The following is a 16,536-nucleotide window of genomic DNA, read 5'->3' on the forward strand; positions in this document are numbered from 1 at the left end:
CGTCGTGCGATGGGTTGCGTCGATCGACGAATACGACGGCCCGTAGGCTGAGGGCATGGCCGTGTCCGAGCTGTTCGACGAGGCGCTCTGGCGCGCGGTTCCCGGGTTCGAGGACCTCACGGATGTCACCTACCACCTCGACGTCGACGGCCGCGTCGCGCGCATCGCGTTCGATCGGCCGGAGGTGCGCAACGCGTTCCGTCCGCGGACCGTCGACGAGCTGTACCGCGCGCTCGACGACGCCCGGCAGAACCCGCGCGTCGGCGTCGTGCTGCTCACCGGCAACGGGCCGAGCCCGAAGGACGGCGGCTGGGCGTTCTGCTCCGGCGGCGACCAGCGCATGCGCGGGCGGGACGGCTACAAGTACGCCGACGGGGAGGGCCCGGGCCTCGGGCGCCTGCACATCCTGGAGGTGCAGCGCCTCATCCGCTTCATGCCGAAGGTCGTGATCGCGGTGATCCCCGGCTGGGCGGCGGGCGGCGGGCACTCGCTGTACGTCGTCGCCGACCTCGCGATCGCGAGCGCCGAGCACGCCCGTTTCAAGCAGACGGATGCCGACGTCGGCTCGTTCGACGCCGGCTACGGAAGCGCGTACTTCGCGCGCCAGGTCGGGCAGAAGGTCGCGCGCGAGATCTTCTTCCTCGCCGAGACGTACGACGCGCAGCGTGCCTACGAGATCGGCGCGATCAACCGGGTGGTGCCGCACGTCGAGCTCGAGGCGAGCGCGTACGCGATGGCGCAGACGATCCTCGGCAAGTCGCCGACGGCCATCCGCATGCTCAAGTTCGCGTTCAACGCCGTCGACGACGGGCTCGTCGGCCAGCAGGTGTTCGCGGGGGAGGCGACGCGGCTCGCCTACGGCACGGACGAGGCGGTGGAGGGGCGCGACGCGTTCCTCGAGAAGCGGGCGCCCGACTGGGGGGCCTTCCCCTGGCAGTACTGAGCCCGCCCGCCCGCCCGCCCGCTGGTCGAGGAGCCTGCGAGCGCAGCGAGCCGGCGTCTCGAGACCATTCGCCGGGCCGTTGGTCGAGGAGCCTGCGAGCGCAGCGAGCCGGCGTCTCGAGACCATTCGCCTGTCGGAGGGGATCCGTGGTGGTCTCGAGACGCGGGCGACTGCGTCGCGCGCTCCTCGACCAGCGAGGGAGGTGGTCTCGAGACGCGGGCGACTGCGTCGCGCGCTCCTCGACCAGCGAGCGGGGCGCGCGCTCCTCGACCAGCGAGCGGGGCGCGGAGGTCAGTCGCTCGAGAGCCGGGTGACCTCGATGCCCGTGCGGCGCACGATGACGCTGCGGTACGCGTCTCCCTCCGCGACCACGATCGTCGCGATCTCGTCGCTGTCGGCCGAGCTCAGGCGGGCCGTGACGCGCCCGCCGCCCGCCCGGCGCAGCTCGTGCAGCAGGGCGTCCTCGACGCGTTCGAGGTCCTCGTCGGCGAGCGGTGCGCCGCGATCGTCGACGAGCGCGACGTGCACCGTGCGCTCCCGCGCGCTGCGCACGGCGTTCACGATCGCGGGCGTGTTGAACCCGGCAGCGCGGATGCCGTCGCGCAGCTCCGCCTCGAGCAGGGCCATCGAGCGCCGCTCGGACGCCGTCAGCGGAGCGCCGTCGGCGATGCGCTCGAGGGCGGGCCGCGCGTAGCGCTCGAGTCGTGCGCTCTGCGACGACCGCTCGCGCTCGGCCGCGGCGACCGCCGCCTCCGAGGCGATGCGGTCGACCTGCCGTCCCTGGATGGTGCGGATGGTGCGGGCCGCCCGGCGCAGTGACAGCGCGAAGACCGTGCCGATCACGAGCGTGCCGGCCTGCCGGGCGAGGTCGCCGATCGCCGCTCCGATCGCCTGTCCGGTGCTCACGGTGGAGAGGATCGAGAGGGCCGCCATGATCCCGAATCCGAGCCAGGAGAAGGCGACCCGGCCGCGCGCGGCGAGCACGAACATCATGAACGTGATCGCGCCGAGGTGCCAGTTCGCGTAGCCGGGGGCGGCGACATCCGTGATGTTCCAGGCCATGCCGAGCGTGATGCCGGTGACGAGCACGAGCACGGCCACGGTCGAACGGATGCCGAAGCCGTCGTCCGACGCCCGCCCGAGGAAGGTCAGGGCGACCCAGACGAGCACGAGGGACCCGAAGCCGAGTGCGGGAACCTCGAGCCGCTGCAGGTTGACGAGCGCGACGAGCGTGGTGCCCGATCCGTAGAGCACGAGCAGGAACCGGCCGCGTCGGTCGGTGAGGTTGATCGTCCCGGTGCTGTCGGTCACGACGCGTCCCCGGCGGAGCTCCAGCCGATCGTCACCGTGGTGCCGCGGCCGCGCGCGCTCGCGAGCGACGCCGAGCCGCCCGGTTGCGAGTTGACCCGCTGCAGGATGCTGACCCGCACGCCGAGCCGGTCGGGGGCGACCCGCCGGGCGGTGAATCCGATGCCGTCGTCCGCGACCACGACGCGCAGGCCGCGCGGGGCGAACTCGATGCCGACGCGGCGGTGCACGGGGCGGCCGTCGGGCCAGCCGGCGTGACGGATGCTGTTGCGGATGGCCTCCGCGAGCGCCTCCGCGATGGCGTCGCTCACCTCCACGGGGACGGCGAGCGCGGGGGCCTCGCCGTCGACCTCGATCTCGCCGAGCTCGGCGCCGGCGTCGACGGCCGCGCCGCGCAGCAGGGACGCCATCTCGCTCTCGCCGTGGAACGTGCGGCCGATCGGGTCGTCGCGGAACTCGTTCATCTTGGCGAGCGCGTGCTGCGCGCTCGCGCGCACCGCGAGCAGCGCGTCGGGCGAGTTGTGCACGGCGGAGTTGAGCGTCGCGAGCACGTCGTCGTGCGTGAACGCGTGGTACCGGGTGCGCTGCCGGTCGAGTGCCTCGGCGGCCTTCGCCGCGGCCGCCGACTCGCGGGTCGCGACGACGGCGCTGTCCTGACCGCGGCCGATCGCCATCGTGAGCTGGATGAAGGTCGTCATGACGCCCGAGAACATCGCGATGAGCAGGGCGTCCTGGAAGGCGCGCGAGAAGTCGGGCGCGGTGCCGATGTAGCCGAACACGCGCACGATGAAGCTGATCGCCGCGATGCCGAAGATGAACAGCCAGGACGGCAGCCAGCCGAGCACGAGCGCCGCGGTGCAGGTGGCGACGCTGATGACGCTGAGCAGGAACGGCTCCGGGTGCCCGGGGATGCCGCCGTCGGCCAGGGCGGGGTCCCAGAACACGAGGAACACGACCGCGCTGATCGCGTGCGCGGCCGCCAGGATGCGGATGACGCGCACCGGAACGGCGAAGGCGAGCACGGCGAGCAGCGCCGGCAGGCCGAAGAACACGGCCCAGATCGCGATGACGTAGGTGCGATCGAGGTACGGCGACTGGGCGAGGATGTCGCCGAGGCCGAGCAGGGTGAAGATGACGCTGCCGACGCCGATGGAGAGGGCGAGCACGCGCAGCACACGGTCGATCGCGCTCTCGGTGATCATGCTGAGCGCCCCCCTTCGCGCGCCGTCCGCGCGGGATGTGACCCGCTGGTCGCGACGATCGCGGGGTCACGCGTACCGCGTCACTCCCACCGTATCCGCCGTCGCCGTCAGCGCGCTCGCCGCGCGGCCCGGATGGCCTCGGCGAGCGGGTCGTCCGCGGGCGCCGCGGCGTCGATGCCGTCGCGCAGCGATCCCTCGAGCAGCGCGAACGCCTCGAGCTCCTCCGGCACGAGCGGGGCATCGGCGAGCAGGCGCTCGAGGGCCGGCCGGGCGTCGCGCTCGAGCCGCGCGTTCTGCGCCGCGCGCTCGGCGACCCGGGCGGCGGTCGCCGCATCCCGCGACGCGTGCACGAGCGCGCGCCTCTGGATCGCGCCGATCGCGTGCGCGGTGCGCCGCAGCAGGATCGCGAACAGCGTGCCGACGAGCAGCGTCGCCGCCTGGCGTGCCGACGTGTAGAGGGCGCCGGCGACCGCCTCGCCGAGGGTGACGGATGCCGTCACGAGCACCACAGCGACGGCCGCCAACGCGATCCAGGCCACGAGCCGGCGCCCGCGCAGCGCGAGCACGAGCAGCAGCAGCGTGGTGGCGCCGAGGTTCCAGTCGGCGTAGCCGGGGTCGGCCGGGTGGCGCAGGTTCCACGAGCACAGGGCGGTGACGACGATCACGATCCCGACGACGGGCAGGGTCATCCGCCACGCGAACGGCTCGCGTCCGGGCAGGGTGAGCACGACGAGGCCGGCGAGCACGAGGGCGAGCGCGAGCAGCGCCGGCACGGGCGAGATCGTCCCGGGCAGGGTGAGCACCGCGACGACCGCCGTCAGGGCGCCGTAGAAGCCGAGCAGGGCACGGCCGCGCCGGGTCGAGAAGCCGATGATGCTCGTGACGTCGGGCTTCACGCGCGGCTCCGATCCCGACGCCACTCGAGGGTGACCACGGTGCCGCGCCCGCGTCCGCTCGTGACGCGCGCCGCGCATCCGGGCGTGCTGTTCACCGTGTGCAGGATGCCGATGCGCACGCCGACGCGGTCGGGGGCGATGCCGGCGGGCGAGAACCCGCGACCGTCGTCGGACACGACGATGTCGACCGACTCGGGCGCGAGGACGACGCGCGAGCGGCGCAGCACGAGCGCGCCGGGGCGCCGCGCGGCGTGCGCGAGACTGTTGCGCACCGCCTCGCCGTAGGCCTCCGCGAGCACGTCGGCCACCTCGACCGGCATGAGCACCCGCTGCCCGGGCGGCTCGAACACGGTGAGCCCGACCGGCACGGCGCCGCCGGACGCCGCGCCGAGCATCGCCTCGAACTCCTCCGCGTCCACGAACGCGGGGCGCACCTGCCCGCTGCGCAGCTCGTCGATGCGGGTCAGCACCTGCAGGGCGCCGAGCCGGGTCGCGGCGCTCGGGGTCGCGCCGTCCGCGCGCACCGACGCGTACACGTCGAGCAGCTCCGTGCGCACGAACTCCTGGTAGCGCTCGCGCTGGCGGTCGACGGCCTCCGCGGTCGTCGCGCGCACCGCATCCGCCTCGGCCGTCGCGCGCACGGCGTCCTGCCGGCGGGCGGAGTAGAGCGCGAGGCTCAGCATCGTGACGAAGACGACCGCGAACAGGAGCGTGAAGAGCAGGTCGAGGATCGCGGTGAGCGGCTCGCGTCCGCCGGTCACGGCGTTGTCGAGCAGGGCGACCACGGCGGCCATCGCGACCGTGTAGCACGCGGTCGCGGCGTAGGGCAGCACGAGTGCGACCCCGCAGCCGGCCACGGCGCACATGTCGAACAGCCAGGGACGGGCGGGCAGCTCGGCGGGATCGAGCGCGAACCACCAGAGCGCCGCGACCGCGAGCGCGACCGCGGCATCCGCGAGGATCGCGACGCGGAGCGCGCGCACCGGAACGGCGTAGGCGAGTGCCGCGAGCACGGCGGGGGCGACGACGAACACCGTGACGGCCCCGCCCGTGAGCCACGGGGCGAGCGTGCGCGCCTGGGCGACGATCTCGCCCGCGATGAGGGCGGCGAACACGAACGTGCCCAGTCCCCACGCCACGACGAGGATGCGTGTCATGCGCGACGTCGCACCGGCGTCGTTCATGGCCACCCCCGGGTCTTCGAATCAGAGTGGGGTGCCGCCGCCCGTGTCGGCTCACCCCAGTTCGGGGGGGCATCGCGCGGCGATAGCCTGGGAGCATGACGCGGCGACTCGCCGCCGCCCCCGCCGCGGCCCTGCCGGCGGCGCTGCACGCGGCGCTCGACGGCAGCGGACCGGCCGTGTTCGCGGGGGGCGACCCGGGCGATCTGCCGGCCCGCGTGCCGCAGCGGGTGGCGCTCGTCGTCGCGTCGAGCGGCTCCACCGGGCGACCGAAGCGCGTGGCGCTGTCGGCGGATGCGGTGCTCGCGAGCGCGGCCGCATCCGACGCCGCCCTGGGCGGTCCCGGCCAGTGGCTGCTCGCCCTGCCCACGAGCTACATCGCCGGCGTCAACGTGCTCGTGCGCTCGATCGCCGCGGGCACGACGCCCGTCGCGATGCCCGCGGGGCACTTCGACGCGGCCGGCTTCGCGGATGCCGCCGCGCTCCTCGTCGAGCCGCGGCGGTACACGGCGCTCGTGCCGGCGCAGCTCGCCCGCCTGCTCGCCGAGCCGGTCGGCCGGGCCGCGCTCGCGCGCTTCGCGGGCGTGCTGGTCGGTGGACAGGCGACGCCGCCGGCGCTGCTCGAGCGGGCGCACGACGCGGGGATCGCCGTGGTCACGACCTACGGATCGAGCGAGACGAGCGGCGGCTGCGTCTACGACGGCGTGCCGTTCGGCACCGTCGACGTGCGGATCGAGGGCGCCGACGCCGCCGGCCGGGGCGAGCTGCTGCTCGGCGGTCCGGTGCTCGCGGAGGGCTACCTCGGCGACCCGGCGCGAACGGATGCCGCCTTCGTCGAGCGCGACGGCCGGCGCTGGTACCGCACCGGCGACGTCGGCGAGATCGACGCCGGCGGTGTCGTCTCGGTCGTCGGGCGACGGGACGACATGATCGTGTCCGGCGGCGTGAACGTGTTCCTCGGGGCGGTCGAGCGCGTCGTCCGCGGACTCCCCGGGCTCGGCGACGCGGTCGTGATCGGCGGCGCGCACCCGGAGTGGGGCGCCGCGCCGGTCGTGGTGACCGCGGCATCCGTCGAGCCGGAGGCGACGCTCGCCCGCGTGCGCGACGCGGTCGCGGCGGAGCTCGGCCGGGCCGCGGCGCCCGCGCGCGTCGAGCGGATCCCCGCGATCCCGCAGCTCGCGAGCGGCAAGCCCGACCGTCGCAGGATCGCCCGTGAGTTCGGTGGCTAGAATCCGCATCCGTGGCGCAGTCTCCCAAGAAGCAGTCCCCGAAGAAGCCGGCCTCCACGAGGCCCGGGCGGAAGAAGCAGACGCAGAACGCCCGATCGCGCTCGCAGGCGGCGCGCCAGGGGCGGCCGGGCGGTAGGCGGCCGGGCCCGGTCGCCGTCCGGCCCGCGACCCTCGGCGACTGGATCGGCGGGGCGCGGCTGCGCACCCTGCCGCTCGCGATCGCGCCGGTCGCGCTCGGCACGGGCGCGGCCCACGTCATCGGCGAGGAGGTGTGGCACGAGTACCGCATCGCGCTGTGCCTCATCGTCGCGCTCGCGCTGCAGATCGGCGTCAACTACGCCAACGACTACTCGGACGGCATCCGCGGAACCGACGCGTTCCGCGTCGGCCCGTCGCGGCTGACGGGCTCGGGACGCGCGAGGCCGCGCACCGTGCTCACGGTCGCGCTCGTCTTCTTCGCGATCGCGGCCGCCGCGGGCCTGACGCTCGTCGTGCTGTCGCAGCAGTGGTGGCTGCTCGCCGTCGGCGCGGTCGCGATCGCCGCGGCCTGGTTCTACACCGGCGGCAAGCGCCCCTACGGGTACGCGGGGCTGGGCGAGCTGTTCGTGTTCGTCTTCTTCGGCGTCGTCGCGACCTCCGGGTCGACGTTCGTGCAGGTCGGGCAGGTCAATCTGGAGAGCTGGGCGGGCGGCGTCGGCGCCGGGCTGCTCGCGTGCGCCGTGCTCATGGTCAACAACATCCGCGATCGGGCGCAGGACGCGCTCGCGGGCAAGCGCACGCTCGCGGTGCGGCTCGGCGAACGGGCGTCGCGCGTGAGCTTCGCGGTGCTCGTGCTGCTGCCGTTCGTGGTCGTGGCGCTGTTCACGGTGCTGTACCCGAACGCGCTGTACGTGCTGTTCGGGCTGCTCGCGGCGATCCCGGCGGCCGTCATCACGCTCACCGCCCGCACGCCGCGCGAGCTCATCTGGGCGCTGCAGCTGACGTCGCTCACGGCGCTCGCCTACGGCGTCGGGCTGGGCGCGGCGATCGCGTTCTGAGCCGGCATCCGCAGCGCGCTCCCGGGGGCCTCGCGATTAGCGATTCCCGAGTCCGTCGGTGACGATGTTCCCGCCCTCGCCGTGCTCCTGCGAGGATCGTTCCAGCAGTCGTTCGACCATCCGCCACAGGCCGCCATGCCCGACGCGTTCGACGAGTTCGTGCTGATCGTCGACCCGGACAGCGGCGAGACGCTGGACGCGATCGGGGCGCAGGCTGCGGAGACACCCGTCGATCTGGCGGCGATCGGAGACCCCACGGTCATCCCGATCTCGAAGTGACCGGGCTACCGCGGGTCCGCGGGAGGCGCCGCGGCGTCCTCGGCGTCCTCGTCGTCGCCGTGCGCGGATGCGACGTGGTCGCCCTCGCCGTCGAGGCGCCGCCGCGCGGCCAGGGCCTCGGCGGAGGCCCGGCGCAGCGGCGCGAACGCGATGTAGGCGATGCAGAACGCGACCACGGCCGCGAGCACCGCGCTGACATACGGATTGCGGACCACGATCAGGAAGACCACGAGCGCCGCGGCGAACAGCAGGATGCGCACGACTCCGTAGAGCACGACCGGTCTCACCCGCCCAGTCTAGGTTCCGCCGCCTGAGCCCCGGCCGGGCGCGGATGCGTCGATCGCCCCGGCCCTGAGGCGCCGCGGGCGCGCGGAAAGTAGGATCGCGGCATGATCCGGTACGTCATCCCCGCGCTCGTGATCGCCTTCACGATCTTCGCGTTCGTCGACGTGCTCCTCACCGAGGACTCCCGCGTGCGGGGTCTGCCGAAGGCCATCTGGGCGATCATCGTCATCATCCTGTCGCCCATCGGCGGCATCATCTGGTTCATCCTGGGCAAGGAGCCCGCAGGCCGCGTGGCGCCCCCGGCCGCCGGTCGCGGCGGCCCGGTCGCACCCGACGACGACCCCGACTTCCTCTACCGGCTGCGGATGCGCGAGGCGCAGGACGAGCGCATCCGCCAGCTCGAGCGGGAGCTCGCCGACCTCGACGACGACCAGCCCGACGGCGGCCGGCCGGACGGCGACCGCCCCGACTCGTCCCGGTGACCTCGCCCGGCGGCGACTTCGCGGTCGCGCTCCTCGCCGCCTTCGTGCGCGCGGGGGTGCGCGACGTCGTGGTCTGCCCCGGATCCCGCTCGCAGGCGCTCGCGCTCGCCGCGGCCGCGTTCGAGACCGCGGGACTCATCCGGTTGCGGGTGCGCGTCGACGAGCGGGTCGCGGCGTTCCTCGCCCTCGGAATCGCGCGGGAGAGCGGAGCGCCCGCGCTCGTCGTCACGACCTCGGGCACCGCGGTCGCGAACCTGCACCCGGCCGTGCTCGAGGCGCACCACGGCGGCGTGCCGCTCATCGTGATCTCCGCCGACCGGCCGGACGAGCTGCGCGGCATCGGCGCGAACCAGACCACCGAGCAGCGCGGCATCTTCGGGCCCGCCGCCGAGCTCGTCGACGTGCCCGCGCCGACCGGCGCGACGACGGATGCGGACCCCGCCGCGGTCGTCGCGCGCGTTCTCGGCGCGGCCGGTCCGGTGCACCTCAATGTCGCGTTCCGCGATCCGCTGAGCGGCGCGGTCGACCTCCCGGACCAAAAACGAAGGAGCGACCGAGCGGATGCCGCCGCAAGCGCCGCTCTCGCGCCCGAATCGCGCGGGACTCCTTCGTTTTCGGTGGCCGGTCGCGCGCCCCTCACGCAGGCTGACTCCGGCGCCCTGGTCGAGCCTGCCGATACCCCCGCGCCCCTCGCGGTCACCGCCGACGAGCACACCGTCGTCGTGGCCGGCGCGGGCGCCGGCCCGGCCGCCGAGCAGGCCGCCCGGGCGCTCGGCGCGCCGCTGCTCGCGGAGGTGGTGAGCGGGGCGCACTTCGGACCGAACCTCGTGGTGGACTACCGGAGCCTGCTGCGGCATCCGGAATTCGGCGGGACCGTGCGCCGGGCGATCGTGTTCGGTCGTCCGACGCTGAGTCGCGAGGCGCCGGCGCTCGTGCAGCGCCCGGACGTCGAGGCGATCGTCGTGCGCGGGCCCGGCGCCGAGGACTGGAACCCCGGCCGCCGGGTCGCGGTGTTCGCCGACGCGATCGAGGTGGCGGGCGATCCGGCACCGCGCGCGTGGTCCGGGCGCTGGGTCGCCGCGAGCCGCGCCGCGCTCGAGCGGCACGATGCCCCGCCGATCGACGTGCAGGTGTCGAGCGAGCCGGCCGACCAGGCCGCGTTCAACCGCGCGGTGCTCGCCGACCTGCGCGCCCCGGTCACGCGCCGCCGTCTCGTGGAGGCGGTGTGGCGGGCCACCTGGCCGCACGACCGGCTCGTGCTCGGCGCGAGCCGCCTCATCCGGGAGCTCGATCAGGTCGCGCCGGGCAAGCGCATCCGGGTGCACGCGAACCGCGGGCTCGCGGGCATCGACGGCACGGTCGCGACCGGCATCGGGGTCGCGCTCGCGAGCCAGGCGGGGCAGCATCCGCACGGCGTCACGCGGGTGCTGCTCGGCGACCTCGCGCTGCTGCACGACGCGGGCGCGCTGCTGGTCCCGGACGGCGAGGAGCGTCCGCGCATCCAGGTCATCGTGGGCGACGACCACGGCGGCACGATCTTCACCGGCCTCGAGGTCGCGTCGACGGCGGATGCGGCGGCCTTCGACCGGGTCATGCTCACCCCCCAGCACACGGACCTCGCGGCGCTCGCCGCCGCCTTCGGCTGGCGGCACGTGCGCGCGGACACCCGCCAGCGCCTGGAGGAGGCGCTCGCCCCGCTCGACGGCACGACGCTCGTCGAGGTCCCCCTGGCGGAGGGCTGACCGACTCGCTCCGCTGGTCGGGTGTGGTCATTCCGCTGGTCGAGGGGTGTGGTCATTCCGCTAGTCGAGGAGCGTCCGAGCGCAGCGAGGTCGCGTCTCGAGACCATTGGTTCGCTGTGTTGTTGTGGTCTCGAGACGCGGGCGACTTCGTCGCGCGCTCCTCGACCGGCGGAGGGGAACTACCCGAACGCCTCGACGATCGGCCGGAACTTCATCGTCGTCTCCGCGAGCTCCGTCTCGCCCGCCGAGCCCGCGACGATGCCGGCGCCGGCGTACGCGGTCACTCGCCCGGTCGACGAGACGTGGGCGCCGCGCAGCGCGACCGCCCACTCGCCGTCACCGGATGCCGAGACCCAGCCGATCGGACCGGCGTAGCGGCCGCGGTCGAACGGCTCCAGCGCTCGGATGAGCTCGAGCGCGGCATCCGTCGGCGTGCCCGCGACCGCGGCGGTCGGGTGCAGTGCCGCGATGAGGTCGAGCGACGACGAGCCGTCGACGAGCGCTCCCTCGACGTCGCTCGCGAGGTGCCAGAGGTTCGGCAGCTTGAGCGCGAACGGGTCGTCCGGCGCGCGCAGCCCGGCCGAGTGCGGGGCGAGGGCCTCGACGACCGACGCGAGCGCGTAGTGGTGCTCGTCGAGGTCCTTCGTCGAGGTCGCGAGCGTGACGGCGGCCTCGTGGTCGGACTCGGCGTCGGTGCCGCGGCCGATGCTCCCGGCGAGCACGCGCGCCGAGACCGTGCCGTGGTCGACGCGCACGAGCGTCTCCGGACTCGAGCCGATGAACCCGTTGACGGCGTAGGTGTAGGTGTCCGGGTATCCGAGGGCGAGCTCGGCGAGCACGCGCCGCAGGTCCGCGCCCTCGGGCAGCCGGCCGACGAGGTCGCGCGCGAGCACGACCTTGCGCACCGGGCCCGCGTCGATCGCGGCGAGCGCGCGGTCGACCGCGGCGACGTAGCCGGCGGCGTCGAGCGCGCCGGGCAGCAGCGAGATGCGGTACTCCGGGCCGAGCGGGGTCGGCTCGGGCAGCGGCCGGTCGCTCGCGATGCGCGTCACCCAGGTGGCCTCGTCGCGGCGGCCGATCACGAGCTCGGGCACGATGAGCACGGATGTCGCGGCCGAGTGCTCGCTGAACGCGAAGCTCCCGAAGGCCACGAGTCCCGATCCCGGCAGGCCGACGCGGTCGTCGATGCGCGCGGTCGCCACGAGCTCGCGCCAGGCGGCCGCGGCATCCGTCATCCGGTTCGGTCCCGTGAACTCGAGCCGCAGCGCCTCGCCGACGCCGGCGATGCCCTGTCCCTTGCGCAGGAACAGCAGCGGGTCGCGCGGGTCGAGCAGCTTGATGACCGGGCCGAGAGCGTCGACGGGCTCGCTCACGCCGGTGAGCGAGGGCAGCACGGTCGGGGTGGGACTCACTCGGTCCAGGGTACGCGGCAACGGACGACCCCGCGGGCCGGGGAGGCGGGACTTTGGGCCCCGCGAGCATCCGTCCGGGTCGGTCGCGGAGCCCCGCCGGTAGGATCGTCGGGTGGCATCGGCGGACATGGAGAAGCACCCGGACGAGGTGTCGGGCATGTTCGACGACGTCGCCAGGCACTACGACCGCACCAACGACGTGCTCTCGGCCGGGCAGAGCATCCTCTGGCGGGTCGCGACCACGAAGGCCGTCGCCCCGGTCGCGGGCGAGCGCATCCTCGACGTCGCGGCCGGAACGGGCACGAGCTCGGCCGCCCTGGCGAGGTCCGGCGCGACGGTCGTCGCCGTCGACTTCTCGCCGGGCATGATCGCGGAGGGACGCAAGCGCCACCCGCGCATCGAGTTCATCGAGGCGGATGCCACGAGGCTGCCGTTCGGGGACGACGAGTTCGACGCCGCCACGATCAGCTTCGGGCTGCGCAACGTGCACGACCCGCGGGCGGCGCTCGCCGAGATGTACCGGGTGCTCAAGCCCGGCGGACGCATCGTGGTGTGCGAGTTCTCCCGGCCGCCGCGCGCGATCGTGCGCGCCGGCTACTACGGCTACCTGAACGCCGTCATGCCGGTGGTCGCGAAGGTCAGCAGCTCGAACGCCGACGCCTACGACTACCTGGCCGAGTCGATCCGCGCCTGGCCCGACCAGGGCGAGCTGAGCCGCTGGCTGCGCGCCGTCGGCTTCACCCGGGTCGCCTACCGCAACCTCTCGGCGGGCGTCGTCGCCCTGCACCGCGGTCGCAAGCCGGCGGATGCGGCGGTGCTGGCATCCGTCGAGAAGCGCCGGACGCGCCGCAGCGCGGCCGCACCCGAGCCGCCGGCGCCGCAGTAGCCCCCTCCGCAGCAGTCCATCCCCCGGCGCCCCGCCCCCGACAGAATCGGTTCGAGATGACCCCGAGCGCCACGAGCAGGCGTGCCAGCCGGCTGAGCTCCTCGTTCGGCTTCGGCGAGAGGCTGTTCGCCTCGGCCGAGGAGAAGCAGCTCGCGCGCGAGCTCGACGACGCGCTCGAGCGCATCGAGGGCGACCTGCGCGACGACATGCGCTTCAGCGACTCGCTCGCCGACACCACCACGCGCTACCTGCTCGAGGCGGGCGGCAAGCGCGTGCGCCCGACGCTCACGCTGCTCACCGCGCAGCTCGGCGCCGGCAGCACCGACGACGTGCTCGCCGTGGCACGGGCCGTCGAGCTCATCCACCTCGCCTCGCTCTACCACGACGACGTGATGGACGACGCGACCATGCGTCGCGGCGTGCCGAGCGCCCAGCACGTCTGGGGAAACTCGGTCGCGATCCTCTCGGGCGACCTGCTGTTCGCGCGCGCGAGCCGGCTCGTCGCCGGCCTCGGTGAGGACGCCATCCGTCTGCAGGCCGAGACCTTCGAGCGGCTCTGCCTCGGCCAGCTGCACGAGACCGTCGGCCCCGAGGACGGCGCCGATCCGATCGCGCACTACCTGCGGGTGCTCTCCGACAAGACCGGATCGCTCATCGCGACGGCCGCCGAGACCGGCGTGATGATGTCCGGAGCGGATGCCGCCTACCGCGCGCCGGTGCGCGCGTACGGCGAGGGCATCGGTGTCGCCTTCCAGCTCGTCGACGACGTCATCGACCTGTCGCCCGCGACGGATGCCACCGGCAAGCGCGCCGGCACCGACCTGCGCGCGGGGGTCGCCACACTGCCGCTGCTCTACCTGCGCGCCCAGGCCGCCGACGACCCGGATGCCGCCGCGCTGCTCGCGCGCCTGGAGGCCCCGCCGACGGGCGACGACGCGTTCGACGACGCCGCCTTCGACGCCGCGGTCGCCGAGCTGCGCGCCCACCCCGTGACCGAGCGCACGCTCGCCGAGGCCCGCCGCTGGGCCGCCGAGGCCGTGGCCGCGCTCGACGCGATCCCGGCGGGCGCCGTGACGCGCGCCCTCATCCGCTTCGCCGACTCGCTCGTCGAGCGCCAGGGCTGAGGCCCGCGCTCCCCGATCCCGTAAGGAACACCCCATGACCACGCTGCGCCTCGCCATCGTCGGAGCAGGCCCGGCCGGCATCTACGCCGCCGACATCCTGCGCAAGGCCGAGAGGAGGTTCGACGTCTCGATCGACCTGTTCGAGCGCCTGCCCGCGCCCTACGGACTCGTGCGCTACGGGGTCGCGCCCGACCATCCGCGCATCAAGGGCATCGTCAACGCGCTGCGCGACGTGCTCGACGCGCACACCGTGCGGCTGTTCGGCAACGTCGACTTCGGCACCGACATCACGCTCGACGACCTGAAGCGGCACTACCACGCCGTGATCTTCTCGACGGGCTCGTTCTTCGACGCCCCGCTCGCGATCCCCGGCATCGACCTCGCGGGCAGCCACGGCGCGGCCGAGTTCGTGAACTGGTACGACGGCCACCCCGACGTGCCGCGCGAGTGGCCGCTCGATGCGGCATCCGTCGCGGTCATCGGCAACGGCAACGTCGCGCTCGACGTGGCGCGGATGCTCTCGAAGCACGCCGACGACCTGCTGCCGACCGAGATCCCCGACAACGTCTACCGGGGACTCGCGGCCTCGCCGGTCACCGACGTGCACGTGTTCGGCCGGCGCGGGCCCGCCCAGGTGAAGTTCTCGCCGCTCGAGCTGCGCGAGCTCGGCGAGATGCGCGACGTCGACATGATCCTCGACGACGAGGACTTCGACTACGACGAGGCGTCGAAGACGGCGATCGCGACGAACAAGCAGATCCTCGTCATCGACCGGGTGCTGCAGCAGTGGCGGCAGCGTCCGGTGGGGCAGGCCGGCCGCAGACTGCACCTGCACTTCTACGCGGCGCCCACCGAGGTGCTCGGCGAGGGTGGCCGGGTCACCGGCATCCGTTACGAGCGCACCGAGCCGGATGGCGCGGGCGGCGTGCGCGGCACCGGGGAGTTCCGCGAGGTCGGGGTGCAGGCGCTGTACCGCGCGGTCGGCTACTTCGGCTCGGTGCTGCCGGGGGTGCCGTTCGACGAGAAGCGCGGCGTCATCCCGAACCGCGAGGGCCAGGTCATCGGCGACGACGACCAGAAGGTGCCCGGTGTCTACGCGACCGGCTGGATCAAGCGCGGGCCCGTGGGCCTCATCGGGCACACCAAGTCCGACGCGATGGAGACCGTCTCGCACCTCATCAACGACCAGGCGTCGTGGTGGAGCCCCGCCGACCCGTCGGAGCAGGCGATCCCCGCGCTGCTGGCCGCGCGCGGCGTCGAGTTCACGACCCTCGACGGATGGCACAACCTCGACGCCTACGAGATCGGCCTGGGCGAGCCCCGGGGCCGGGCCCGCGTCAAGGTCGTCGAGCGCGACGAGATGCTCCGCGCGTCGCAGCGCTCGCGTCCTGCCGCTGGTTGAGGAGCCCGCGGCGGCCCGCCGGCCGGGCCGGCCGAGCCGGCCCCGCCCCGCCGGCCCCGCCCCGCTGGCCCCGCCCCGCTGGTCCGTCCCGCTGGTCCGCCCCGCTGGCCCGCCCCGCTGGTCGAGGAGCCCGCGAGCGGAGCGAGCTGGCGTCTCGAGACCACCACAGCTTCATCGGGCGGGTGGGTGGTCTCGAGACGCGTCCTCGCTGCGCTCGGGCGCTCCTCAACCAGCGGGGTATGACGCCGCCGCTGCTCCTCCGGGCGCGCCGCCCTGCGCGGCCCCACCGCGGAGACCCTCCCCTGGATCACGGAAATGCAGGAGCATCCGAGCGTCACCGCAGAGACGCTCGCGTGATTAGGGGGCCGGGCGCGCGTGCGTCGCGCTGCGCGCCTGCATTTCCGTGATGTCGGCGCTCGAGACCACCACGGATCGTTCGGGCGGGCGGGTGGTCTCGAGACGCGTCCTCGCTGCGCTCGGGCGCTCCTCAACCAGCGGGGTGTGACGCCGGCACCGCTCCTCCGGGCGCGCCGCCCGACGCGGCCCCACCGCGGAAACCCTCCCCTCGATCACGGAAATGCAGGAGCACCCGAGCGTCACCGGAGAGAGGTTCGCGTGATTCGGGGGCTGGGCGCGCGTGCGCCGCGCTGCGCTCCTGCATTTCCGTGATGTCGGCGGTCGGGACCACCACGGATCGTTCGGGCGGACGGGTGGTTTCGAGACGCGTCCTCGCTGCGCTCGGGCGCTCCTCAACCAGCGAGCCGGCACCGGCGCTGCTCCTCCGGGCGCGCCACCCACGACACAGCGGGTCGCCATCAGCCGCGTCGAGTTGGTGCGGTCGACCTCCGCGCCACCTTCGACGAGCGACCCTCAGTCCTGGAAGCGGTCGGGCACCCAGGTCGCGATCGAGATCGGCACGGTCGGCGGGAGGTCGATCGCGTCGGGGCGGATGCCGGCGCCGATGCTCGAGATGGGGTCCATGATCGCTCCTCGTCTGATCGGCACGGTGCCTCTCACTACACAGATGTCCGGGAGGGGCGCATCCGTTGCCCGCGCTGAGGATCCTTTATCGAATCGTGATGATAGCCGTCGAGACAGTGGCCGTCGAGACAGTGGCCGTCGAGACAG

15 protein-coding genes are annotated in these 16,536 nt (G+C 74.1%); 9 read left to right on the forward strand and 6 right to left on the reverse strand.

All coding sequences use genetic code 11. The features are described from left to right. Positions 1-55 precede the first annotated feature (55 nt). Entirely contained in the window at positions 56-943 is an 888-nt protein-coding gene (locus QT381_RS05190) for a 1,4-dihydroxy-2-naphthoyl-CoA synthase (protein ID WP_289247707.1), read from the forward strand. Between the two features lie 291 nt (positions 944-1,234). On the opposite strand, the gene QT381_RS05195 is transcribed toward QT381_RS05190, so the two are convergent. From QT381_RS05195 to QT381_RS05210, 4 genes are all read right to left on the reverse strand, one after another. After that, on the reverse strand, positions 1,235-2,254 hold the full coding sequence (locus QT381_RS05195; RefSeq protein ID WP_289247708.1) for a DUF8320 family protein: 1,020 nt from the start codon (positions 2,252-2,254) through the stop codon (positions 1,235-1,237). Then, on the reverse strand, positions 2,251-3,453 hold the full coding sequence (locus QT381_RS05200) for an ATP-binding protein (RefSeq protein WP_289247709.1): 1,203 nt from the start codon (positions 3,451-3,453) through the stop codon (positions 2,251-2,253). Before QT381_RS05200 ends, QT381_RS05195 begins: the two co-directional genes overlap by 4 nt. A 107-nt stretch (positions 3,454-3,560) precedes the next feature. Continuing rightward, on the reverse strand, positions 3,561-4,349 hold the full coding sequence (locus QT381_RS05205) for a DUF8320 family protein (RefSeq protein ID WP_289247710.1): 789 nt from the start codon (positions 4,347-4,349) through the stop codon (positions 3,561-3,563). Beyond that, on the reverse strand, positions 4,346-5,506 hold the full coding sequence (locus QT381_RS05210) for a sensor histidine kinase (RefSeq protein ID WP_289247712.1): 1,161 nt from the start codon (positions 5,504-5,506) through the stop codon (positions 4,346-4,348). Before QT381_RS05210 ends, QT381_RS05205 begins: the two co-directional genes overlap by 4 nt. Positions 5,507-5,628: 122 nt before the next feature. On the opposite strand from QT381_RS05210, the gene QT381_RS05215 reads away from it, so the two are divergent. The 3 genes from QT381_RS05215 (at position 5,629) to QT381_RS05225 (ending at position 8,075) form a co-directional block, all read left to right on the forward strand. Then, the gene (locus QT381_RS05215) at positions 5,629-6,759 is read left to right on the forward strand and encodes an AMP-binding protein (protein ID WP_289247713.1); all 1,131 of its coding nucleotides are present in this window, start codon (positions 5,629-5,631) and stop codon (positions 6,757-6,759) included. Between the two features lie 11 nt (positions 6,760-6,770). Then, complete coding sequence (locus QT381_RS05220) at positions 6,771-7,796, forward strand: 1,4-dihydroxy-2-naphthoate polyprenyltransferase (RefSeq protein WP_289247714.1); 1,026 nt, start codon at positions 6,771-6,773, stop codon at positions 7,794-7,796. 135 nt (positions 7,797-7,931) lie between these two features. Then, positions 7,932-8,075, forward strand: coding sequence for a hypothetical protein (locus tag QT381_RS05225; RefSeq protein ID WP_289247715.1), 144 nt, complete (start codon positions 7,932-7,934; stop codon positions 8,073-8,075). Positions 8,076-8,080: 5 nt separating this feature from the next. Here the strand turns inward: QT381_RS05225 and QT381_RS05230 are convergent, their stop codons facing one another. Beyond that, a complete protein-coding gene (locus QT381_RS05230) occupies positions 8,081-8,362 on the reverse strand; it encodes a DUF4229 domain-containing protein (protein WP_289247716.1) in 282 nt (93 codons plus the stop codon). Between the two features lie 102 nt (positions 8,363-8,464). On the opposite strand from QT381_RS05230, the gene QT381_RS05235 reads away from it, so the two are divergent. Beyond that, positions 8,465-8,842, forward strand: a complete 378-nt coding sequence (locus tag QT381_RS05235) for a PLD nuclease N-terminal domain-containing protein (RefSeq protein ID WP_289247717.1) — start codon at positions 8,465-8,467, stop codon at positions 8,840-8,842. Then, entirely contained in the window at positions 8,839-10,584 is a 1,746-nt protein-coding gene (gene menD, locus QT381_RS05240) for a 2-succinyl-5-enolpyruvyl-6-hydroxy-3-cyclohexene-1-carboxylic-acid synthase (protein WP_289247718.1), read from the forward strand. Before QT381_RS05235 ends, menD begins: the two co-directional genes overlap by 4 nt. A 179-nt stretch (positions 10,585-10,763) precedes the next feature. On the opposite strand, the gene QT381_RS05245 is transcribed toward menD, so the two are convergent. Further along, positions 10,764-11,996, reverse strand: coding sequence for an isochorismate synthase (locus tag QT381_RS05245; protein ID WP_289247719.1), 1,233 nt, complete (start codon positions 11,994-11,996; stop codon positions 10,764-10,766). A 112-nt stretch (positions 11,997-12,108) separates the two neighbouring features. Between QT381_RS05245 and ubiE the strand changes: the two genes are divergently transcribed. Genes ubiE through QT381_RS05260 form a run of 3 tightly spaced genes read left to right on the forward strand, consistent with a single transcriptional unit; the run spans position 12,109 to position 15,408 of the window. Continuing rightward, positions 12,109-12,882 carry a bifunctional demethylmenaquinone methyltransferase/2-methoxy-6-polyprenyl-1,4-benzoquinol methylase UbiE gene (ubiE, locus tag QT381_RS05250; RefSeq protein ID WP_289247720.1) on the forward strand — a complete coding sequence of 258 codons (774 nt, stop codon included), beginning with the start codon at positions 12,109-12,111 and terminating at the stop codon, positions 12,880-12,882. A 56-nt stretch (positions 12,883-12,938) separates the two neighbouring features. Further along, on the forward strand, positions 12,939-14,006 hold the full coding sequence (locus QT381_RS05255; RefSeq protein ID WP_289247721.1) for a polyprenyl synthetase family protein: 1,068 nt from the start codon (positions 12,939-12,941) through the stop codon (positions 14,004-14,006). 34 nt (positions 14,007-14,040) lie between these two features. Next, complete coding sequence (locus QT381_RS05260; RefSeq protein ID WP_289247722.1) at positions 14,041-15,408, forward strand: FAD-dependent oxidoreductase; 1,368 nt, start codon at positions 14,041-14,043, stop codon at positions 15,406-15,408. Positions 15,409-16,536: the final 1,128 nt, after the last annotated feature.

It is taken from the genome of Galbitalea sp. SE-J8, from assembly GCF_030345695.1.
GTDB lineage: Bacteria > Actinomycetota > Actinomycetes > Actinomycetales > Microbacteriaceae > JAUASV01.

Coding starts and splice junctions, on each gene's coding strand:
- QT381_RS05190 (WP_289247707.1), top strand. CDS start 56: ATGGCCGTGTCCGAGCTGTTCGACGAGGCGCTCTGGCGCGCGGTTCCC.
- QT381_RS05200 (WP_289247709.1), bottom strand. CDS start 3,453: ATGATCACCGAGAGCGCGATCGACCGTGTGCTGCGCGTGCTCGCCCTC.
- QT381_RS05210 (WP_289247712.1), bottom strand. CDS start 5,506: ATGACACGCATCCTCGTCGTGGCGTGGGGACTGGGCACGTTCGTGTTC.
- QT381_RS05215 (WP_289247713.1), top strand. CDS start 5,629: ATGACGCGGCGACTCGCCGCCGCCCCCGCCGCGGCCCTGCCGGCGGCG.
- QT381_RS05225 (WP_289247715.1), top strand. CDS start 7,932: ATGCCCGACGCGTTCGACGAGTTCGTGCTGATCGTCGACCCGGACAGC.
- QT381_RS05235 (WP_289247717.1), top strand. CDS start 8,465: ATGATCCGGTACGTCATCCCCGCGCTCGTGATCGCCTTCACGATCTTC.
- QT381_RS05255 (WP_289247721.1), top strand. CDS start 12,939: ATGACCCCGAGCGCCACGAGCAGGCGTGCCAGCCGGCTGAGCTCCTCG.
- QT381_RS05260 (WP_289247722.1), top strand. CDS start 14,041: ATGACCACGCTGCGCCTCGCCATCGTCGGAGCAGGCCCGGCCGGCATC.